The sequence below is a fragment of the Streptomyces sp. S3(2020) genome (assembly GCF_013044505.1).
In the GTDB taxonomy this organism is placed as follows: domain Bacteria; phylum Actinomycetota; class Actinomycetes; order Streptomycetales; family Streptomycetaceae; genus Streptomyces.
On sequence record NZ_JABERD010000052.1, the window covers coordinates 12937 to 34494 of the forward strand.

The 21558-nt window shown below is 71.3% G+C and carries 17 protein-coding genes and 1 pseudogene; 6 read left to right on the forward strand and 12 right to left on the reverse strand.

What is annotated here, in order from left to right; all coding sequences use genetic code 11:
- Positions 1-100 precede the first annotated feature (100 nt).
- Entirely contained in the window at positions 101-3019 is a 2919-nt protein-coding gene (locus HLK59_RS18670; RefSeq protein ID WP_171142614.1) for a glycosyl hydrolase 115 family protein, read from the forward strand.
- A 221-nt stretch (positions 3020-3240) separates the two neighbouring features.
- Positions 3241-4050, forward strand: coding sequence for a helix-turn-helix transcriptional regulator (locus tag HLK59_RS18675; RefSeq protein WP_240982498.1), 810 nt, complete (start codon positions 3241-3243; stop codon positions 4048-4050).
- Here the strand turns inward: HLK59_RS18675 and HLK59_RS18680 are convergent.
- The 4 genes from HLK59_RS18680 to HLK59_RS18695 all read right to left on the reverse strand — a co-directional run bounded on the left by HLK59_RS18680 (position 4039) and on the right by HLK59_RS18695 (position 8778).
- Entirely contained in the window at positions 4039-5520 is a 1482-nt protein-coding gene (locus tag HLK59_RS18680) for an MFS transporter (protein WP_171142615.1), read from the reverse strand. The two genes, HLK59_RS18675 and HLK59_RS18680, sit on opposite strands and share 12 nt — an antisense overlap.
- A 147-nt stretch (positions 5521-5667) precedes the next feature.
- A complete protein-coding gene (locus tag HLK59_RS18685; protein WP_171142592.1) occupies positions 5668-6585 on the reverse strand; it encodes a TIGR01777 family oxidoreductase in 918 nt (305 codons plus the stop codon).
- Positions 6586-6634: 49 nt separating this feature from the next.
- On the reverse strand, positions 6635-8245 hold the full coding sequence (locus HLK59_RS18690) for an MFS transporter (RefSeq protein WP_171142593.1): 1611 nt from the start codon (positions 8243-8245) through the stop codon (positions 6635-6637).
- Positions 8246-8304: 59 nt separating this feature from the next.
- Positions 8305-8778 carry a MarR family transcriptional regulator gene (locus tag HLK59_RS18695; RefSeq protein ID WP_171142594.1) on the reverse strand — a complete coding sequence of 158 codons (474 nt, stop codon included), beginning with the start codon at positions 8776-8778 and terminating at the stop codon, positions 8305-8307.
- An 83-nt stretch (positions 8779-8861) separates the two neighbouring features.
- Between HLK59_RS18695 and HLK59_RS18700 the strand changes: the two genes are divergently transcribed.
- A complete protein-coding gene (locus HLK59_RS18700; RefSeq protein WP_171142595.1) occupies positions 8862-10190 on the forward strand; it encodes a HEAT repeat domain-containing protein in 1329 nt (442 codons plus the stop codon).
- Positions 10191-10197: 7 nt separating this feature from the next.
- Here HLK59_RS18700 and HLK59_RS18705 read toward each other — a convergent pair whose 3' ends face one another.
- Together HLK59_RS18705 and HLK59_RS18710 are read right to left on the reverse strand one after the other, a co-directional pair.
- Entirely contained in the window at positions 10198-13572 is a 3375-nt protein-coding gene (locus HLK59_RS18705) for a pyruvate carboxylase (RefSeq protein WP_171142596.1), read from the reverse strand.
- A 150-nt stretch (positions 13573-13722) separates the two neighbouring features.
- Positions 13723-14163 carry a hypothetical protein gene (locus HLK59_RS18710; protein WP_240982499.1) on the reverse strand — a complete coding sequence of 147 codons (441 nt, stop codon included), beginning with the start codon at positions 14161-14163 and terminating at the stop codon, positions 13723-13725.
- Here HLK59_RS18710 and HLK59_RS18715 point away from each other — a divergent pair.
- Positions 14158-14577, forward strand: a pseudogene (locus HLK59_RS18715) (PLP-dependent transferase); the annotation flags it as partial. The gene HLK59_RS18710 and the pseudogene HLK59_RS18715 overlap by 6 nt on opposite strands.
- On the forward strand, positions 14574-15722 hold the full coding sequence (locus tag HLK59_RS18720; protein ID WP_171142617.1) for a homoserine O-acetyltransferase: 1149 nt from the start codon (positions 14574-14576) through the stop codon (positions 15720-15722). The pseudogene HLK59_RS18715 and the gene HLK59_RS18720, both read left to right, overlap by 4 nt.
- Positions 15723-15746: 24 nt before the next feature.
- On the opposite strand, the gene HLK59_RS18725 is transcribed toward HLK59_RS18720, so the two are convergent.
- On the reverse strand, positions 15747-16952 hold the full coding sequence (locus HLK59_RS18725; RefSeq protein WP_171142597.1) for a cysteine desulfurase-like protein: 1206 nt from the start codon (positions 16950-16952) through the stop codon (positions 15747-15749).
- 184 nt (positions 16953-17136) lie between these two features.
- On the opposite strand from HLK59_RS18725, the gene HLK59_RS18730 reads away from it, so the two are divergent.
- Complete coding sequence (locus HLK59_RS18730) at positions 17137-17568, forward strand: DUF6174 domain-containing protein (RefSeq protein WP_171142598.1); 432 nt, start codon at positions 17137-17139, stop codon at positions 17566-17568.
- Between the two features lie 2 nt (positions 17569-17570).
- Here the strand turns inward: HLK59_RS18730 and HLK59_RS18735 are convergent, their stop codons facing one another.
- From HLK59_RS18735 to HLK59_RS18755, 5 genes are all read right to left on the reverse strand, one after another.
- On the reverse strand, positions 17571-18002 hold the full coding sequence (locus HLK59_RS18735) for a hypothetical protein (protein ID WP_346779763.1): 432 nt from the start codon (positions 18000-18002) through the stop codon (positions 17571-17573).
- 67 nt (positions 18003-18069) lie between these two features.
- Positions 18070-18990, reverse strand: a complete 921-nt coding sequence (locus tag HLK59_RS18740) for an ABC transporter substrate-binding protein (protein WP_346779764.1) — start codon at positions 18988-18990, stop codon at positions 18070-18072.
- Between the two features lie 46 nt (positions 18991-19036).
- Positions 19037-19726: an ABC transporter permease gene (locus HLK59_RS18745; protein WP_171142600.1), complete on the reverse strand. Its 690-nt coding sequence runs from the start codon at positions 19724-19726 to the stop codon at positions 19037-19039.
- Positions 19723-20379, reverse strand: a complete 657-nt coding sequence (locus tag HLK59_RS18750) for an ABC transporter permease subunit (RefSeq protein WP_171142601.1) — start codon at positions 20377-20379, stop codon at positions 19723-19725. The genes HLK59_RS18745 and HLK59_RS18750 overlap by 4 nt, the downstream gene beginning before the upstream one ends.
- Entirely contained in the window at positions 20366-21460 is a 1095-nt protein-coding gene (locus HLK59_RS18755) for an ABC transporter ATP-binding protein (protein WP_171142602.1), read from the reverse strand. Before HLK59_RS18755 ends, HLK59_RS18750 begins: the two co-directional genes overlap by 14 nt.
- Positions 21461-21558 lie beyond the last annotated feature (98 nt).

Consider the following 21558-nt stretch of genomic DNA (forward strand, 5'->3'; position numbering starts at 1 on the left):
CGAGCCGACGCGGACCGGCGCGGAAAGGTAGCGTTCCGTGCCGCACCACGAACCGAACGGCCAGTCGACGTCCTGGACCCGTAAGTCCTTCCTGCGAGGAATGGCCGCGGTCGGAGTGGCCCCCCTCCTTCCCACACTGCTGCCCGACGCGACCGCCCGGGCCGCGGACTCCGGCCGGCCCGACTTCCTCCTGGTGGGTGAGGGCGCCGCCGTCGACGTGTTCGTGGACGCCGTCGACGACCCCGCCGTGATCCGCGCCGCCGGCGATCTGCAGGCGGACATCGAGCGGGTCGGCGGCGTCCGTCCCGGGCTGCTGCACGAACTGCCCGAGCACACCGCCCGGTTGGTCCTGGTCGGCACCATCGGCTCCAGCCCGGTCATCGACCGCCTCGTCGACTCCGGGCGGCTCGACGTCTCGGGGGTGCGGGGGCGCTGGGAGGCCTCCGTGACCCAGGTGGTGGAGCGCCCGGTGCCCGGCGTGGACCGCGCCCTGGTGATCGCGGGGAGCGACCGGCGGGGCACCGTCTACGGCGTCTACGACACCTCGGAGCGCATCGGGGTCTCACCCTGGTACTGGTGGGCCGACGTGCCGGTCGAACGCCGTGACACCGTGACGGTCCCGGCAGGCGTCGTCAAACGGCGTGAGCCGTCGGTGCGTTACCGCGGAATCTTCATCAACGACGAGCAGAACCTGACCACTTGGTCGCACCGCACCCAGGAGACCGACAAGAACATCGGCCCGGAGACGTATCGGCGCGTCTTCGAGCTCCTGCTCCGCCTCAAGGCCAACTACCTGTGGCCGGCCATGCACCCCTACTCCGACTTCTTCAACAAGCACCGCGACAACCCCGAACTGGCCGACCGCTACGGCATCGTCGTCGGCTCCAGCCACCCCGAGGCGCTGCTGCGCAACGGCGTCCACGAGTGGGAGCCGTGGGCCGCCGAGCACCCGAACCCGGACGGCACCCCACCGGTCTACGACTACACCGTGAACCCCGCGGTCATCTCCGACTACTGGAGAGCCCGGGCGAGACAGAACGCGGCGTACGAGAGCAGCTGGACGCTCGGCATGCGCGGGCTGCACGACAGCGCGCTGGAGACGAAGTACGCGACGACGATCCCCGAGAAGGTCGTCGTGATGAACGACATCATCGCCGACCAGCGCAGGACCCTGACCGAGGAGGTCGGGGCCGCGGCCGAACCCCAGATCTTCATCCCGTACAAGGAGGTTCTGGACCTCTACAACGCGGGCGTCCAGGTCCCCGAGGACGTGACGCTGATCTGGCCGGACGACAACCACGGCAACATGCGCCAGCTGCCCAACGAGGCGGAGCGGGCCCGCCCGGGCGGCAACGGCATCTACTACCACCTCTCCTACTGGGGGCGCCCGAAGAGCTATCTGTGGCTGGACACCACTCAACTGGCCAAGGTCTGGCAGGAGTTGCGCCGGGTGTACGAGCACGGCGCCGACCGGATGTGGATCTTCAACGTGGGTGACGTCAAGTCGATCGAGACCGGGCTGTCCTTCTCCATGGACATGGCCTGGGACGTGGACCGCCGGGACGCCGACGACGTGGAGGACTTCCTCGCCGAGTGGGCCGGGCGGCAGTTCGGGCGGCTGCACCGGCGGGAGATCGCGGCGATCCGCACCGAGTACTACCGGCTGGCGGCGGAGCTGCGGCCGGAGTTCATCGCCCGCGGCATCCTGTCCGTGATCCACCACGGCGACGAGGCGGGGCGCCGGCTGGGCGCGTACGACCGGCTGCTGGAGCGGGTGCGGGCGGTGGGCGCCGAGTTGCCCGAGGCGTACCGGGACGCGTTCTTCGAGCTGGTCGAGTACCCGGTCCACGGGGCCTACTTGATGAACCTCAAGTACTACTGGGCGGACCGCAACGGGCTGGCGGTGACGCAGGGGCGCGGTGCGGGGACGAACCGGTTCGCGGACCTGGCCGAGGCCGCGCACGCCCAGGAAGTGGCGCTCACCAGGAGGTACAACACCGAGGTGGCGGGCGGGAAGTGGGACGGGATCGTGAACCCGTACCCCTCGCAGATCCCCAAGGCGCCGGGACGGCCGGGTGTCACCAGGGTGGCCCGGCGCGAGACCTCGGGGCTGGGAGTGGCGGCCGAGGGGAACGAGACCGGGGCGGCCCGGCCGCTGTCCTTCTCGTCCTACACCCGTGACCGTCGGTTCGTGGACGTCTTCAACACCGGCTTCCTCGCGCTGGACTGGACGGCCGAGCCCGGCGCCTCCTGGCTCCGGCTGAGCTCGGCGGGCGGTTCCCTGACCGAGCAGACCCGTGTGTGGGTCGAGGTCGACTGGGCGCGGGCACCCGAGGGCACGCTCGACACGACGGTCACCTTCGCCGGGGCCGGACAGAGTGCCGAGGTGCCGGTGCGTGTGGTCAACGACGGGCAGCGCGCGCTCGGTCGGGCCCGGGGGTTCGTCGAGGCCAACGGGTACGTGTCGATCGACGCGGCGCACTTCACGCAGCGGGTGGCCCGGGGCGGGGCGCGCTGGCGGGTCGTACGGGGACTCGGTCGTCGTACGGGCGCGATGGAGGCGATCCCTTCGACGGCGGCCTCGGTCACCGAGGACTTCGCCGACCGGGCACCGGAGTTGAGGTACCGGGTGCGGTTCGCGAGCACGGGCACCTTCCCGGTGACCGTGTTCCGGCTGCCCTCCCTCGACGAGCGCGGATATCGCCGGGTGGCCGTCGCGCTCGACGACCAGCCCGTCTCCGTGCTCACCGGACAGTCGGTCGCCACCGGCAACCGGGGGGACGCGTGGGCACGTCAGGTGGAGGACGGCGTCGAGAGACTGACGGCGACCGTCACCGTCGCCGAAGCCGGTGACCACATCCTGCGGATCTTCATGGTGGACGCGGCGATCGCCGTCGATCAGATCGTCGTCGACACCGGCGGTCTGCCCGTCAGCTACCTGGCGGCACCGGAGAGCCATCACCCGGTGTTCAACCCCGAGCCCGCCTATGAGCCGGGCCTGGACGTGCTGGGACAGTAGCCTGCCCGACCTGAGCGGGAGCACATCCCGGGCGGGAGAGGCTCCGTGCGGACCGCCGGTCCCCCGTGCCGGCGGTCCGCACGGAGAGAAGGAGAGATCCAGGCATCCCCTCCGAGCCTGTTCTCCCCTGTCTGCGGTCGCCGGGGCGCCGATGTGCTGGAGTACACGAGAACGTCGCTGTTGCTCTGTTGCATTCTGGAGGGGCAGGAGGTTGCGCAGGTATGGGTACAACTGCGTATGCGAACGAGTGGAGCGGGAACGTGGCACAGGGGCTGGGCGGAGCCTATGAACGGATGTTGGCGGTGGCCGTCGCCGCGCTCCACGAGCGGGATCCGGGGCAGTTGTGGCCGCTGGTGGCGGGTGCGCTGCCGGAGCTCATCGGGGCCGAGGTCCTGATCTACAAGCTGGACGACTGGAGCGAGAGCGACGGCACGCTCGGTCTGTCGCCCGGTGTGGCACCGGAGTTCGACGGGCTCGGGGACGAGGCCATGGCGTTGCTACGGGCCGGTTACCCCTTCGCGCGGCACTACGAGGCGAGCCCGGACCTGGCGCCGGTGACGGCACGCGGGGCGGCCGGGCGGGTGTGGTCGGCGAGCCCGACCGCGCGGCTGATCGACGACATCATGGACGTGGACCACGCGATGGGGATCCCGCTGCCGCGGTCGAGGGCGCCCATCACCGGCTGCATCGTCTACCGCTCCGGGCGGGACTTCACCGATGAGGAGGTCGTCGTCGCCGGGCGGCTTCAGCCGCTGCTGGCGGGGGTGGAGCAGCAACGCCAGCTCCTCCAGCGGGTGTTCGTGCCGGGCGGCGACGACGTGGGGCTGACGCCCCGGGAGTCGACCGTGCTGCTCCTGCTGGGCGACGCTCTGACGGCCGCCGCCATGGGCCGTCGCCTCGGCATATCCGAGCGGACGGTGCACAAGCACGTCGCGAACGTCTACCGCAAGCTCGGCACCCACGACCGGCTCGGAACGGTGCTGCGCGCCCAGCAGTTGGGCCTTGTCCCGGCGCCCGCCTCACGGGGGTGAGGAGACGCCGTCGCCCTTGAGGCGTTCCAGGTCGGAAGGGCGGACCTGGATGGCGAGGACCGCGATCAGCGCGGCGACCGCGGTGAAGATCGCCGCCACGACGAAGGCGGCCGAGACTCCGGCGGTCAGGACCTCGTCGCCCCAGTGGCCGGGGAGTTGCCCGGTGCGCTTGAACTGGAGGAGCTCGGCCGGGGTGGCCTGTTCCAGGAAGCGCGGGACCTGCTTCTCCGCCTCGTTGGTGCTGGCCGTGCCGAACATGGTGACCAGGATGGACAGCCCCAGCGAACCGCCCACCTGCTGCGTGGCGTTGAGGAGCCCGGAGGCCGCGCCGGTCTCCTGGACGGGCACGTCGGAGAGCGCCATCAGGGTGAGCGAGACGAACTCCATGCCCATGCCGAGGCTGAAGACGAGGATCGGGCCGAGGACGCTGCCCGCGTAGGTGGAGTGGACGTCGGTCAGGGTCAGCCAGGCCAGTCCCGCGGCGGCCAGGATCGCGCCCACCACCATGAACGGCTTGGGTCCGTAGACGGGCAGGAACCGCGAGGCCAGCCCGGCGCCGACCGCGATGACCGCGCTGACCGGCAGGAAGGCGAACCCGGTGGCCAACGGGCTGAAGTTCAGCACGTTCTGCACGAAGAGCGTGAGGAAGAAGAACATGCCGAAGATCGCGGCGGCGAGGCACAGCATGATGCCGTAGGTGCCCGCGCGGTTGCGGTCGGCGAACATGTGCAGCGGCGTGATGGGCTGCCGCGAACGCCGCTCGATGAAGATGAAGCCCGCGAGGATGACGACGGCCGCGCCGAACGAGGCCAGCGTGAGCGGATCCCGCCAGCCTTCCTGCGCGGCTCTGATGAACCCGTAGACCAGCAGGACCATCCCGACGGTGGAGGTCAGCGCGCCGATGATGTCGAAGTGGCCCGGGTGGCGTTCGGACTCCCTGATCCAGCGGGGCGTGGCGGCGGCGATGAGCAGTCCGATGGGGACGTTGACGAAGAGCACCCATCGCCAGTTCAGGTACTCGACGAGGATGCCGCCGGCGAGCAGTCCGATCGCTCCGCCGCCCGCCGAGACCGCGGCGAACACCCCGAACGCCCGGTTGCGTTCCGGGCCTTCGCGGAAGGTCGTGCTGATCAGGGCGAGGGAGGTCGGGGAGGCGATGGCACCGCCGACGCCCTGGAGGGCGCGTGCGGCGAGGAGTTGGGCCTCGTTCTGGGCGAGCCCGCCGAGCAGGGACGCGAGGACGAAGAGCAGCACGCCCCAGATGAAGACGCGCCGTCTGCCGAGGATGTCACCGGCGCGGCCGCCGAGCAGCAGCAGACCGCCGAAGGTGAGGGTGTAGGCGTTGACCACCCAGGCCAGGCTGGTGGTGGAGAAGTCGAGGGAGCGCTGGATGTCCGGCAGCGCGATGTTCACGATGGTGATGTCGAGGACCACCATCAGCTGACACGAGGCGATGACCAGCAGCGCCATGCCGTTTCCGCCACCGCCGGTGGTGCCGGTGGTGGCCTGCGCTGCGGAAGTCGGCTGCGGGTTGCTGGTCATGAGGTATCGCGCTTTCAGTGAACGGTGACGTCCACTGTTCGACCGTACGCCTGCCTCGGGAACGTCACCACTCGATCAGCCCAACGCCTCCCGGCCGACCGCCGAGGCGAGCGCCGCGTCGATGGTCGGGTGCTCGAAGGTGAAGCCGGATGCCAGCAGCGCGCCCGGCACCACGCGCTGGCTCATCAGGATGCCGTCGGCGAACTCGCCCAGGACGAGCCGCAGGGCGAAGCCCGGCACCGCGAGGACGGTCGGCCGGTGCAGGGCCCTGCCGACGGCGGCGGTGACCTCGCGGTTGGTCGCGGCGTGCGGGGACGTCATGTTGACGGCTCCGGCGATGCCGTCCGTGGTGACGATGTGGCGCAGGGCGCGGACCGTGTCGGTGCGGGAGATGTGGCTCCAGTACTGGTCGCCGCTGCCCAGGCGGCCGCCGAGCCCGGCGCGGGCGAGCGGCAGCAGGCGTCCCATCGCCCCGCCGCGCGGCGACACGACGATGCCGAAGCGGGTGTTCACGACCCGTGTGCCGACAGCACCGGCGGTCTGGGCGGCCGCTTCCCACTCCTGGCAGACGCCGGCCAGGAAGTCCCGGCCGGGCGCGCCCGATTCGTCGACCTCGCTCGTGCCGGTCTCGCCGTAGTAGCCGACGGCCGAGCCGGACACGAACACCGGCGGCGGCTTCTCGCAGGCCGTGATCGCCGTCGCCAGGGCGGTGGTGCCGAGGACGCGGCTGTCGCGGATCTGCTTCTTGTACGACGGTGTCCAGCGCCGGTCCCCCACGCCGGCCCCGGCCAGCCCGACCACCGCGTCCGCCCCGTCGAGCACCGCGGGATCCAGCAGGCCCGCCTGCGGATCCCACCGTGCCTCCGTGCTGCCGTCGTCGCGGGACCGCGGCTCGCGGCGGACCAGCCGGGTCACCCGGTGCCCGTCGTCCAGCAGTGACGCGGCCAGGGCGCCACCGATCAATCCCGAGGAACCGCTGATGACGACGTGCATGGGGGGCCTCGATCCGGGGGACGCGCTCATTCGTTTGAGACTTAAAGCATCATACGGTGTGCCCGGTGCCGGCCCGTGCGGCGGGTACGGCGGGTGCCCGCCGTACCCCGATCACCGCCGCGATCGCGCCCAGCACCGCGAGAACACCGGTCGCCAGCACCGCGGTGTGCACACCGTTCATGAACGCGTCGTGGCCGCCCTCGACCACCGCGGCCTTCAACGGGGCCGGCATCGCGTCGGACACCGGCGCCACCCCCATCGCCACCGCGTCCTTGGCCTCCCCCAGCCCCTGTGCCGTCCGCTCGGGCACCCCGGCGTCGGTCAGTTCGCCGGTGAGGGTGGAGCCCACCCGGCTGCTGATGACGGAGACCAGCACCGAGGTGCCCAGCGCGCCGCCGATCTGGAGCGCGGTGGCCTGGAGGCCGCCGGCCACACCGCCGTCCGTCACCGGGGCGTTGCCCACGATGGCCTCCGAGGAGGCGGACATCAGCATGCCGACACCCAGGCCCATCGCGATGAAGGGCGGCCACATGGTGGCGTACGGGGAGTCGGCGCTCCAGGTCAGCATGGTGAACATGGCGGCGGCCTGGAGCAGCATGCCCAGCGGCATGGTGAACCGGGCGCTGAACCGCTCGGTCAGAGCGGCGCCGAGCGGGGAGGCGACCACGGAGGCGAGGCTCAACGGCAGGGTGCGGACGCCGGCTTCGACGGGCGAGAAGCCGCGCACGTTCTGGAGGTAGAGCATGACGAAGAAGATTGTGCCGAGCAGGACGAAGAAGTTCAGGGCGGTGATGACCGTGCCCACGGTGAGGGCCGGGTCGCGGAACAGCCGCATGGGCAGCAGCGGATGGGCCACGCGGTTCTCGTGGAGACCGAAGACCACCAGGACGACCACGCCCGCGCCGATCGCGCCGAGGGTGCCGGCTGAAGTCCAGCCCCAGGTCTCGCCCTTGACCACGCCGAACACGACGGCGAGCAGACCCGCGGCGAGCAGGACGACGCCGGGGATGTCGAACGTCTCCCCCGCGGCCGCGGTGTTCTTGCTCTGCGGCAGGACGAGCGCGCTGTAGCCGAGGGCGATCACACCGATGGGGGCGTTGATGTAGAAGACGGACTCCCAGTCGACGTGCTGGACGAGCAGACCGCCGACGATGGGGCCGAGCGCGGTGGACACGGACGAGACCATGGCCCAGATGCCGACCGCCATGCCGAACTTCCTGGGCGGGAACACCGCGCGCAGCAGACCGAGGGTGTTGGGCATCAGCAGGGCACCGAAGAAGCCCTGGACCGCGCGGAAGACGATCACGCCCTCGATCGAGCCGACGAGCCCGATCGCGACGGAGGCGACGGTGAAGCCGGCGACGCCGATCAGGTAGAAGGTGCGGCGGCCCAGACGGTCACCGAGCTTGCCACCCAGGATCAGGGCGGCCGCCAGGGCCAGCAGATAGGAGTTGGTGACCCACTGAAGGTCGGCAGTGGAGGCGTTGAGGTCGCGGCCGATCTGGGGGTTGGCGATCGACACGACCGAGCCGTCGAGGCCGACCATGAACAGGCCGAAGGCGACGGCTATGAGGGTCAGCCAGGGGTTGGAGCGGGGGCCGCGGCGGGCCTCGTCGGCGGGCGCGGGCATGCCGACGGGGACGGCGGTGGAGGAGGGCATGGGGAAGCCGGGTCCTTGGTGTGAGGAAGGGCGTGCAGAGGGACAGGCCGCCCCGGGCGTCAGCCCCGGGCGGCGCGAAGGTGACCGGTCAGGGCGTGCAGGGCGCCCACGGCCGCACCGAGCGCGGCGCGCTCCCCGTCCGTCAACGCCCGCAGCGCGTCCACGAGATGACCGCTCATGAGCCGCTCGACCTCGGCGAGACGCTCCTTGGCGACGCCCGTCAGGTACAGGTGCGCGATCCGCTTGTCGGCGGTGTCCTGGCGGCGCTCCAGCTCTCCCTGCCGAGTGAGCTGCGAGACCAGGGCGCTGACATTGTTCGGCTTCATCATCAGGGCCTCGGCCACCTCGCGGACCGTGACGCCCTCGTGCGCCCGCACGTGCCACAGCAGGGCCAGTTGGGCCTCGGGCGGCTTGGGGTGCGGGAAGTCCTGGCCGATACGCCGGTCCATGGCCCGGTGCAGTGCGGGCAGGCACAGCAGGAGATCGGCGGCTGTGCGGTCGATCTGCCGGGCTGAGGCGCTGGACGGGGACACGCGCCGATTATGGGTATGTGACGATACCTATGTCAAGGTACCTTTCACTGGGACTGTCAGTGCCTCCGTCTAGGGTTTTCGCCATGGACGAGACCCCGCTGACCACCGAACTCTCCTCGGCGCTGGCCCTGCTGTGCGACGAGGGGCCGTCCGTGGACTGGAGGGCGTCGGCGGAAGCGCTCGTCACGATCGGCGAGCCCGCGCTGCTCCCGCTGGCCGAAGTGCTCGCGGCGGCGGAGTCGCCCGAGGTGGCGCGACGGGCCAAGGGCGCGCTGGCCCGCCTCGGAGTGGCTGACCCCGGGATCTATGTGCCGTTGCTGCGGCACCCGCACGCGGAGGTCCGCGGCACCGCGCTGTCCCCCTTCAGATTCCTGGGCGAGGCCGCGCTCAGGTACGCGGACCGGTTGATCCCCTCGCTGGGGGACCCCGATGCCGACGTCCGGCAGCGGGCGGTCTGGGCGTTCGAGGCGATGGGCGACGCGGCGGTCCCCGTGCTGCGGCGCCTGCGGCGGCAGCCCGCGACCGGTCCCCGGATCCGGGCCGCGGCTCTGGAGGCCTTGGCGGGAAGGGGCGGACCGAGCGCGCTCAGCGACCGGGACCTGGCCGCGTGGCGTCGGCTGACGAGAATCAAGCAGCTCGCCAAGACGACACCCGAGAGCCTGCATCTGTGCGGTTCCTGGTACGCGGTCCCGAGCGACGACCAGGCAGCGGTGCTCGCGGCGTTCGACCTGAGCGACCCGGAGCCGGTCACGCTGCGCACCGGTGCGTCGGCGTGGAACCACGACAGTCACAACTGGGGCGGCAGGCGCCCGCACGAGCGCTGTGCCCGCGTCTTCGTCAGCCCGGCGCTGGACGGCTGGACGCTGGTCTTCGGCCGCTCCTCGCAGGACAGGCACCGCATCGAGGACGCGGAGGACAAGGACGCGGCCCACTCGGAGGTGGCACGCGAGCGGTGCACCGATCTGAGCCGCCGCTTCGGGGCCGCGCACTGGTACGGCATGAGCTGCGGGGATGGCTGGACGGCGTGGTGCATCGCCGAGGGCGGCGAAGTGGTGCGCTTCTACGACGTGTTCGAGGCCGACGAGAAGGGGATCGTGGGCGTCGGACATCCGGCCGAGTCGGGCTTTCGCCTGCCGCACGAGTACACCGACACCAGCGCCGCCCACGACGCTGTCGGCGAGGTGCCGCACGGGGCGGGCCCGGAGGAGATCAAGGAGTTCTACGTCCGCTACGCGCAGGCGAGAAGAGACCTCGGCATACCCGACGCCTGCTACGCCACGGACATCGCGGCCCGCCTCTCCGTCAACCCCGCGGCGCTCGGGGCGAGGACCCGGATCACGGGTTCCGGAGTCCTCGCCCTCACCGCGTGCGGCCGCCGCTACGGCCACCCCGCCGGAGCGCTCAAGGCCTGACCGCGGCCTAGCCGATCACGAAGAGCAGATCGCCGCCCTCCACCTGCTGGATCCGGTTGATGGCGAGCCGGGACACCTTCCCCGCCTTGGGTGCGGTGATCGCGGCCTCCATCTTCATGGCCTCGATGGTGGCGACCGTGCCACCGGCCGCGACCTCGTCGCCCTCGGCGACGGCGAGCGTCACGACTCCCGCGAACGGGGCGGCGACATGGCCGGGGTTGGCGCGGTCGGCCTTCTCGGTGACCGGGATGTCCGACGCGGCGGCCGCGTCCCGCACCTGGATGGGCCTGAGCTGGCCGTTCAGGGTGGACATCACGGTGCGCATACCGCGCTCGTCGGCCTCACCGACGGCCTCCAGGCCCAGCAGGAGACGCACGCCGGGTTCGAGGTCGACGGCGTACTCCTTGCCCGGGCGCAGACCGTAGAAGAAGTCCTTGCTGTCCAGGACGCTCGTGTCGCCGAAGGACTGGCGGTGGGTCTCGAAGTCGCGGGTCGGGCCGGGGAAGAGGAGGCGGTTGAGGGTGGCGCGGCGGTCCTTCTCCAGGCCGTCGTGGTCCTCCGTGGTCAGCCGCGGTGCGGGCTTGGCGGCGGCGCGGCCCTCGAGTGCCTTGCTGCGGAAGGGCTCCGGCCAGCCGCCGGGCGGGGTGCCCAGTTCGCCGCGGAGGAAGCCGATCACGGAGTCGGGGATGTCGAACCGGTCGGGCGTCGCCTCGAAGTCCTGCGGGGAGACCCCCGCGCCGACGAGGTGCAGGGCGAGGTCGCCGACCACCTTCGAGGACGGGGTGACCTTCACCAGGTGGCCCAGGATGCGGTCGGCGGCGGCGTACATCTCCTCGATGTCCTCGAACCGGTCGCCGAGGCCGAGGGCCACGGCCTGGGTGCGCAGGTTGGAGAGCTGGCCGCCGGGGATCTCGTGGTCGTAGACGCGCCCGGTCGGGGAGGCGAGGCCCGCCTCGAAGGGGGCGTAGATCCGGCGGACGCTCTCCCAGTACGGCTCCAGGTCGCCGACGGCCCGCAGGTCGAGGCCGGTGGGGCGGGCGGAGTGGTCGGTCGCGGCGACGATCGCCGACAGGGAGGGCTGCGAGGTGGTGCCCGCCATGGAGGCGACCGCCCCGTCGACGGCGTCGGCACCGGCCTGGATCGCGGCCAGGTAGGTGGCGAGCTGGCCGCCCGTCGTGTCGTGGGTGTGGATGTGGACGGGGAGGTCGAACTCCCGGCGCAGGGCGGAGACGAGGGTCGCCGCGGCGGGGGCGCGCAGGAGGCCCGCCATGTCCTTGACGGCCAGGACGTGGGCGCCCGCCTCGACGATCTGCTCGGCCAGCCGCAGGTAGTAGTCGAGGGTGTAGAGCCGCTCGTCCGGGTTCGACAGGTCGGAGGTGTAACAGAGGGCGACCTCGGCGATCGCGGTGCCCGTCTCCCGTACGGCCTCGATCGCCGGCCGCATCTGGCCGACGTCGTTGAGGGCGTCGAAGATGCGGAAGATGTCGATGCCGGTGGCGGCGGCCTCCTGTACGAAGGCGTCGGTCACCTCGGTCGGGTACGGGGTGTAGCCGACGGTGTTGCGGCCGCGCAGCAGCATCTGGAGGCAGATGTTGGGGACGGCCTCGCGCAGCGCGGCGAGCCGCTCCCACGGGTCCTCGGCGAGGAAGCGCAGGGCGACGTCGTAGGTCGCGCCGCCCCAGCACTCCAGGGACAGCAGCTCGGGCAGGGTGCGCGCGACGACCGGGGCGACCGCGAGGAGGTCCTTGGTGCGGACGCGGGTGGCGAGCAGCGACTGGTGGGCGTCGCGGAACGTGGTGTCGGTGACGCCGATGGTCGGGGACTCGCGCAGCCAGCGGGCGAAGCCCTCGGGGCCGAGCTCGGTGAGCTTCTGCTTGGAGCCGGCCGGGGGCACCTCGGCGGTCTGCCTCGGGAGCTTGGTGGTGGGCTCGATCAGCTCGGGGCGGTCGCCGTGCGGCTTGTTCACCGTGACGTCGGCGAGATAGGTGAGCAGCTTCGTACCGCGGTCGGCCGAGGTGCGGGAGGTCAGCAGGTGCGGGCGCTGCTCGATGAACGACGTGGTGACACGGCCCGCCTGGAAGTCCGGGTCGTCGAGGACAGCCTGGAGGAACGGGATGTTGGTGGCCACACCGCGGATCCGGAACTCGGCGACGGCACGCCGGGCGCGCTTGACCGCGGTGCCGAAGTCCCGGCCCCGGCAGGTGAGCTTGACCAGCATGGAGTCGAAGTGCGCGCTGATCTCCGTACCGGCGTGGGTGGTTCCGCCGTCGAGGCGGATGCCCGAGCCGCCGGGCGAGCGGTAGGCGCTGATGCGGCCGGTGTCGGGGCGGAAGCCGTTGGCGGGGTCCTCGGTGGTGATACGGCACTGGAGCGCGGCGCCGTGCAGGACGACCGTCTCCTGGGACAGGCCGAGGTCGGCCAGGCTCTCGCCGGCGGCGATGCGGAGCTGGGACTGGACGAGGTCGACGTCGGTGACCTCCTCGGTGACCGTGTGCTCGACCTGGATGCGGGGGTTCATCTCGATGAAGACGTGGTTGCCGGCCGGGTCGAGCAGGAACTCCACGGTGCCGGCGTTGCGGTAGCCGATCTCGCGGGCGAAGCGTACGGCGTCGGCGCAGATGCGGTCGCGCAGCTCCGGGTCGAGGTTGGGCGCGGGGGCCAGCTCGACGACCTTCTGGTGGCGGCGCTGGAGGGAGCAGTCGCGCTCGTAGAGGTGGATGACGTTGCCCTGGCCGTCGGCCAGGATCTGCACCTCGATGTGGCGGGGGTCCACGACGGCCTTCTCCAGGAACACCGTCGGGTCGCCGAACGCGGAGGCGGCCTCGCGGGCCGCCGCCTCGATGGACTCCCGCAGCTGAGCGGGTTCCTCGACCCGGCGCATACCGCGCCCGCCACCACCGGCGACCGCCTTGACGAACACCGGGAACCCGATGTCCTCGGCGGCCCGCACCAGCTCGTCCACGTCGCTGGAGGGCTCGGAGGAGCCCAGCACCGGTACGCCGGCCGCGCGGGCGGCGGCCACGGCGCGGGCCTTGTTGCCCGTCAGCTCCAGGATCTCCGCGCTCGGCCCGACGAAGGTGATACCGGCTTCCTCGCAGGCCCGGGCGAGCTCGGGGTTCTCGGACAGGAACCCGTAGCCCGGGTAGACGGCGTCGGCGCCGGCCTGGCGGGCGGCCCGGATGATCTCCTCGACGGAGAGATAGGCCCGCACCGGGTGTCCCGGCTCGCCGATCTCGTACGCCTCGTCGGCCTTGAGCCGATGCAGCGAGTTGCGGTCCTCGTGGGGGAAGACGGCGACCGTCCTCGCGCCCAGCTCATAACCGGCTCGGAACGCGCGAATCGCGATCTCACCACGGTTGGCGACCAGTACCTTGCGGAGCATTCCGGATCCCTTCGGCCTGCCGGTGACGCCCCCCATCGTCTCGGCAATGTCTCCGTCGTGCCATGAGAGCCGGGTCACGCACGAATGGCCTATTGGTGATGATCTGCGGCGGTACGGTAGTGCGCCGAGCGCGGCGGGCATCGCCGACGATCACGGCACCTCGGCATTCGTGGGCTTCGTCGCGACGCGTGCCGGGGGCTTTGGCGGTGTGGCGGAGCCCCGTGTCAGGGACAGCAGCAGCGCGACGGCGAGCAGGCCGGCGCAGACGCAGGAGGCGAGCGCGTACGCGGCTCGCGGCGATCCGGGCGTGGCATGCAGGTACACCGCCGGGACCGCGCTGAGGCAGACCGCCGCCGCGATGCGCTGGGCCATCTGAAGGATGGCGCCGCCGACTCCGGCGGCCTCGGCGGGGGCGTGCTGGAGTACCTGGGTCTGGTTGGGCGAGACGGCGAGCCCTGAGGCGAGCCCGGCCAGCAGTTGCGTCCCGGCCAGCGCGGCCGGCAGCCCCGCGTCCGGTGCGCGGACCGCGACCAGCGCCCCGGTCAGGGCGGCGATGCCGAGCGTGAGTCCGACGTGGACGGTGCGCGGCACTCCTCGAACGCCCAGGCGCTGGCCGAGTGGCTGGAGCAGCGGGACGAGGTCGCGGCTGTCCACTACCCGGGACTGGAGTCCAACCGCTGGTACGAGGCCGGACAGAGGTATCTGCCGCGTGGTGCGGGCGCGGTGCTGGCCTTCGAGCTGCGGGACGGCGTCGAGGCGGGCAAGCGCTTCGTGGACGCCGTCGAGCTGTTCAGCCATCTCGCCGACATCGGCGATGTGCGCAGCCTGATCATCCACCCGGCGTCCACCACCCACAGTCAGCTGGACGAGGAGCAGTTGGCGGCCACCGGCACCTCACCCGGTCTGGTGCGCCTTTCGGTGGGCATCGAGAACCTCGCCGATCTCAAGGCGGACCTGGAGGGCGGGTTCCGCGCGGCCAAGGGCGCCGCGAAGGGCGCGTCCTGAACACCGTACGGACACCGTCCGGGGTTCCTCTCCCGCCGGCCTCCGGGGCCTGGCGGGAGGGGGACCCTCCGGGGCTCCGGCGGTGGCATGTCCGGGAGAAGCCGTTGCCGTTGGAGGCCGGCGGTGAACTCCCGGGCGCCCGGCTGGCGTTCGAGACGTGGGGGCGGCCCGCGCCGGACGCCTCCAACGCCGTTCTCGTCCTGCACGCCCTGACCGGTGACAGCCATGTCGTGGGTCCGGCCGGGCCCGGACACCCCACTGCCGGCTGGTGGGACGGGCTCGTCGGACCCGGGCGCGCGCTCGACACGGACCGCTGGTTCGTGGTCGCGCCCAACGTCCTCGGCGGCTGCCAGGGCAGCACGGGACCGTCGTCGCCGGACCCCGCCGGGCGCCCCTGGGGCGGGGCCTTCCCGTTTCTGACCCAGCGTGACCAGGTGGCCGCCGAGGCCGATCTGGCGGACGCGCTGGGCATCGACCGCTGGGCGCTCGTGATCGGGGGTTCGATGGGCGGGATGCGCGCGCTGGAATGGGCCGTCTCGTATCCCGGGCGCACGGACGCTCTCCCGCTGCTCGCCACGACGGCCGCGGCGAGCGCCGAGCAGATCGCCCTGGCCGACATCCAGCTGCACGCCATCCGCTCGGACCCGCACTGGCGCGGCGGCGACTACCACGGCACCGGCCACGGCCCGCACGCCGGTCTCGGCCTCGCCCGGCGCCTCGCCCATGTCACCTACCGCAGTGAGGCGGAGCTCCAGGTCCGCTTCGGCCGCTCGCCGCAGGGCGCGGAGGACCCGTGGTACGGCGGCCGGTACCAGGTCGCGTCCTATCTCGACCATCACGCGGCGAAGCTGGTGCGCCGTTTCGACGCCGGCAGTTATGTCGCGCTGTCCGAGGCGATGAACAGCCATGACATCGGACGCGGCCGCGGCGGGGTGCGTGGCGCCCTGAGTCGGGTGACCGCCAGGACACTGGTCGCCGGAGTCGACTCCGACCGCCTCTATCCGCCGTCCCAGCAGGCGGAGTTGGCGGCCGGGATCGCCTCGGCGGACCGTCTCCGGGTGATCGGGTCGCCGTACGGCCATGACGGGTTCCTCATCGAGGTGGAACAGGTGGCCGCGCTGGTGGGCGAGCTGCTGGCCCCGTAGTCCGTCAGGAGGTCCAGTCGCCCGTCAGGAGGTCAGGAACTCTCCCAGTCCTGCCAGAAGCCGGTCGATGTCCTCCGCGTTGTTGTAGGGCGCGAGGCCGACGCGGAGGCCGCCGGTGTCGCCGAGGCCCAGATGGCGGGAGGCCTCGATGGCGTAGAAGGAGCCGGAGGGGGCCTGGATGCCGCGCTCGGCGAGGAAGGCGTAGGCGTCGGTCGTGGCGTGGTGTTCGAAGGTCAGCAGCAGGGTGGGGGTGCGGTCGGCGGCCCTGGAGTGGACCGTGATGCCGGGGAGTGCGGCCAGGCCCTTGTCGAGCTGGGTGCGCAGGGTGTCCTCGTGCGCTTCGAGTTCCGCGAAGGCGGCGGTCAGGCGCTGGCGCCGGGTGCCCGTCGCCGTCGGGTCGAGGCCCGCCATGAAGTCAACGGCCGCCCTGGTACCGGCGAGGAACTCATAGGGCAGGGTGCCCAGTTCGAACCGTTCGGGGACCTGGTCGGTGGAGGGCAGCAGCTTGTCGGGGCGCAGGTTCTCCAGCAGCTCCGGCCCGGCGGCGAGGACTCCGTGGTGGGGGCCCAGGAACTTGTACGGGGAGCAGACGTAGAAGTCCGCGCCGAGCGACTCCAGGTCGACCAGGGTGTGAGCGGTGTGATGGACACCGTCGACGTGGACGAGCGCGCCCACCTCGTGCGCGACTCGGGAGATCGCGTCGATGTCGGGGCGGGTGCCGATCAGGTTGGAGGCGGCGGTGACGGCGACCAGGCGGGTGCGGTCGGACAGCACGGCGCCGATGTCGTCCGGGGCCAGCTCGCCGGTGGCCGGGTCGAAGTCGGCCCAGCGCACGGTGGCACCGACCCGCTCGGCGGCCTGCACCCAGGGGCGGATGTTGGCGTCGTGGTCGAGGCGGGTGACGACGACCTCGTCGCCGGGCGACCAGGTGTCGGCGAGGGTGCGGGAGAAATCGTAGGTGAGCTGTGTGGCGCTGCGGCCGAAGACGATCCCTCGCGGGTCCGCGCCCAGCAGGTCGGCCATGGCCCGGCGGGCCTCGGTGACGAGGCTCTCCGCGTTGCGCTCCCCCAGCGTCACGCTGCCCCGGTTGGACAGCGGGTGCGCCAGCGCGTCGGCGATGGCGTCGATCACGGGCCGGGGTGTCTGGGTGCCGCCCGGGCCGTCGAAGTGGGCTGTTCCGGCGGCCAGGGCGGGGAACTGGGAGCGGAGGGCGCTGATGTCGTACGTCACGAAGGGCTCCTGTCGTGGTTCCGGGCCGGGACTCGAGTCAACCCCATCCTCCCGGCAGGGGCGAGATCGCCCCCGCGGCACCGGCCGCGCCGCCGACGCGGAGAGCGTGTACGAGCGCCGGCCGGCCCCGAACGTCCCGGGGCCGGCCGGCGTCGTAGCAGTAGCCGTCTTCGAAGGGGCCGCCATGACCGTCGTCCGCTCGCTCTTCTCCGTGGCCGTGCTGGTGGGCGGGCTGGCCGCCTGCGGTGACGAGGCGGAGCCCGCCGCGTCCGCCTGGGAGGAACCCGCCGCGTACACGTACACGCTGACGTCGAGCGAGGGCGAGCGGGCCCTCATCGGCATCTTCCGGATCACGGTCCGGGACGGCGAGGTCACGAAGGCGGTCGGCCTCGACGACAGCGCGCGTCGGGTCGTACGAGAGCTGCCCGACCAAGTGCCCACGATCGGTGCGCTGTTGGAGGAGCTGGAGCAGGCGCGGGGCGACGACGCGGACACGGCTGAGGCCCGGTACGCGGCCGACGGGCATCCGACCCGCATCGAGATCGACCGGGAGAGGAACGCCGTCGACGACGAGGTCCGCTACGACATCAGCACGTACGAACCGGCGGCCGGCTGACGCTACAACTGCTGGATGTTCCCGCCGAGTTCCGGGCGGAACTTCTTCAGCAGTGCCTCCGGGGCGCTGACCACCCAGCGGGTGCCGACCAGGTACTTGCCGCCGTAGATGGAGGCGGCGTCCAGCCAGGTGAGCTTGAACCGCTCCTCGGGGAACGTGGTGATGAGGAAGTCACCGTCCTTCCCGTGGCACACGCCTTCCCTCAACTCGTCGGCATCCGTGCGGATCTTGACCTTGCAGCCGATCAGCCCGGCGATGACCTCCACCTTCGCGGGTGCCACGACACCGGCGGAAGGGGCGGCCGTCACCTTCGTGCTGCTGCTCACCTTGGACTCGTCGGATCCCGCGCCGCACCCCGTGGCCAGGGTGAGCAGGGCGAGCCCGCCCGCCAGTAGCAGGCGGGCGGTGAGCGGACTGCGGGCGCGCTGGGACACGTACCTCTCCGTTTCGGGACGTCGGCCGGACGTATGCCAGGAGGTACGGGTGCGGCGCGCCGGGTGTTCAGTTCAGTCCGGCCGAGGTCAGCCACTCCTTGGCGACGTCGCTCGCGTCCTCCTTGTCGTTGACGAGCTTCTTCATCATGTCGAGCAGGTCCTGTGTGGTGAGCTTGGCCGAGACCCCGTTGAGGGCTCCCTTGGCGGTGTCGTTCACGGCGTCCTTGTAGACCAGGGGCGTGACGTTCTGCGAGGAGAAGAGGTTCTTCGGGTCCTCCAGGACCACCAGCTTGTCCTCGACGATCGCGGGGTCGGTGGTGTAGATGTTCGCCGCCTGGACCTTGTCGTCCTTGAGGAGCTTGAGCAGGGTGCTCTGCGCGCCCGCGTCGAGCGGCTGGAACTTGCCGAACTCGACACCGTAGACCGTCTTCAGGCCCACCCCGCCCTGGGTGCGGGTCTTGAACTCCGAACCGGCGCCGATCGTCCAGTCCTTCGCGACGGACTTCAGGTCGGCGAGGGACTTGAGGTCGTACTTGGCGGCCTTCTCGGCCGTGACCGTCACCGAGTCCTTGTCCTGGGCCTCGGCGGAGTCGAGGATCTCCACCGAGGACGGCAGCTTCTGCTTCAGCTCGGCGTTGATGTCATCGGTGCTGGTCGCGGTGCTGTTCTTGTCGACCGCCACGGCCAGCAGGGCGCCGTTGTACTCGGGGAAGACGCCGATGCCGCCCTTGACGACCTGGTCGTAGTAGACCTCGCGGGCCCCGATGTCGAACTTGCGGGTCACCTTCAGGCCCTTGGCCTCCAGGGCCTGGGAGTAGATCTCGGCGAGCAGCTGGTTCTCGGGGAAGTTGGCGGAGCCGACGACGATCGACTTGCCGTCGCTGTCGGCGCTGCTGCCGGACAGCGGGTTGTCGTCGCTGTCGCCGCCACCGCCGCAGGCGGTGAGGGAGAGAGCGGTGATCAGGGTGAACGCGGCGGCTCTGGAGATGCCTCGCATGGGTGGTTCCTTTCTCAATGCCTTACATGAACCTGAATCAGGACTTCGGCACCGCGACCCTGAGGCCCGGTGAGACGGCGACGCGCCGTAGCGCGGTGAAGGCGACCTGCACGACGAGCGCCAGGGCGACGACGACCGTGGAGCCGCCGATGACGAGCTCGTAGTCGTTGCGGGAGAGGCCGTCGACGATGAAGCGGCCGAGGCCGCCGAGGCCGGGGTAGGCGGCGACGGTCGCGGTGGCCACGACCTGGATCGCGGCGACCCGCAGGCCGAGGAGGATCAGCGGCAGCGCCATCGGCACCTCGACCCGGGCCAGGATCTGCCACTCGGTCATGCCGACCCCGCGGGCGGCGTCCCGGGTGGCGGGGTCGACACCTCGTACGCCTTCGAAGGTGTTGATGAGGATCGGCGGCACCGCGAGCGCCACCAGCGCGACCAGCACCGGCGTGGTGCTGAGCCCGGCGAGGGTGACGACCAGCACCACCAGACCGAAGGTCGGGACGGCCCGCGCGAGGTTGGCCACGCTGGCCACGGCGAACGCCCCGCGCCCGGTGTGTCCGACGAGCAGTCCGAGCGACAGCCCGATGAGGGCGGCGAACAGCAGTGAGAGGCCGCTGTAGGTGAGGTGCTCCACGAGCCGCGCGGGGATGCCCTCGTCGCCGTGCCACTGCCCGGACGAGGTCAGCCAGTGCCAGACGAGCTCGGTCTGGTTCAGGAAGTCGTTCATGCCTTGCTCCGGGACCAGGGGGTGAGCAGCCGCTGCGCCAGTACCAGCAGGGCGTCGGTGGCGAGCGCGAGCAGCATGATCAGGGCGATCGCGGTGACGATCGGCGTCGGGAAGTCGAGCTGGAGGCCGCGGATGACGTAGTAGCCGAGGCCGCCCTGTCCGATCAGCTGTCCCACGGCGACGAGGCTGATGGAGGAGACGGCGGCGACGCGCACTCCGGCGATGACGACGGGGACGGCGATGGGCAGGTCGACCTGGACGACCCGGCGCACCGGTCCGAAGCCCATGGCGGTGGCCGCGAGCCGGACCGGTTCGGGGACCGAGGCCAGTCCGTCGACGACGTTGGGGACTAGGACGGACAGGGTGTAGAGGGTCAGCGGGATCATCACCGTGCGCTCGGTCAGCCCCGTGTACCGCACGAAGATCATGAACAGGGCGAGCGACGGTATCGAGTACAGGATGTTGGTCACGGTCAGCACCGGCGGGTACAGCCAGCGCCAGTGCCGGCACGCGATGCCGAGCGGTATGGAGATGATCAGCCCGAACAGCACGGGCAGCAGGCCCAGCCGGAGGTGGACGCCGGTGTAGTCGGCGAGTTCACCGGCGTGGTCGGCTATCCAGCCCCAACGGACCAGTGGCTCACCGTCGTTCATCGCTCACCCCGCCGCTCAGCTCGTGGGCGTCCACGACTCCGGCGACCGCGCCGTCCGCGTCCACGGCCACCGCGAGCCGGGCGGGTGACAGGAGCGCGGCGTCGAGGGCCGCGCGCGCGGAGTCGCCGGCGAGGCTGAAGGTGTGGCCGAGCTCCTTCAGCGGGGCGTCCGCGAGGGTGCCGCCGTCGGGGAGTTCGGCGACCGCGGCCCAGCCGAGGGGCCGTCCGGCGTCGTCGACGACGAGGATCCAGGGTCCGTCGGCCGCCCGGGCCTTCGCCACGGAAGCGGTCGCCGGCAGCACCGGTCCGTCGCGCAGCGGTATCTCGGCGGCCTGGACGAAGGAGAGCCGGCGAATACCGCGGTCCTGTCCGACGAACCCGGCCACGAAGTCGTCGGCGGGATGGGCGAGCAGCCGCTCGGGGGTGTCGAACTGGGCGAGCTTCCCGCCGGTGCGGAACACCGCGATGTTGTCGCCGAGCTTGATCGCCTCGTCGATGTCGTGGGTGACGAACACGATCGTCTTGTGCAGCTCCTTCTGGAGCCGGATGAACTCCGCCTGGAGCTCGGCGCGGACGATCGGGTCGACCGCGCTGAACGGCTCGTCCATGAGCAGGACCGGCGGATCGGCGCCCAGCGCCCGGGCCACTCCGACGCGCTGCTGCTGTCCGCCGGAGAGCTGGTTCGGGTAGCGGCCCGCGAACTCGCCCGACAGGCCCACCAGTTCGAGGAGCTCGGCGGCCCGTGCCCGTGCCTTCTTCTTGTTCCAGCCGAGCAGCAGCGGCACGGTCGCGATGTTGTCGAGGATGGTCCGGTGCGGGAACAGCCCCGCGTGCTGGATCACGTAGCCGATGCCGCGGCGCAGTTCGGGCGCGTTGACCTCGCGGATGTCCTTGCCGCGCAGGCTGACCGTGCCGGAGGTGGGATCCACCATGCGGTTGATCATGCGCAGGGTCGTGGTCTTGCCGCAGCCGGAGGGGCCGACCAGGACCGTGATGCCGCCCTCGGTCAGTTCCAGGGACAGCTCGTCCACGGCCGTGGTGCCGTTCGGATACTTCTTGCTCACCGCGTCGAATCTGATCAAGACTGCCCCTTGCCCGCCTGCATATGGTCATGCAGAGTCCCCGGTGACTGAATGGCGCGTCAATGGCGTTCTGTGAACGGCGCGTTACGTTCGTACGA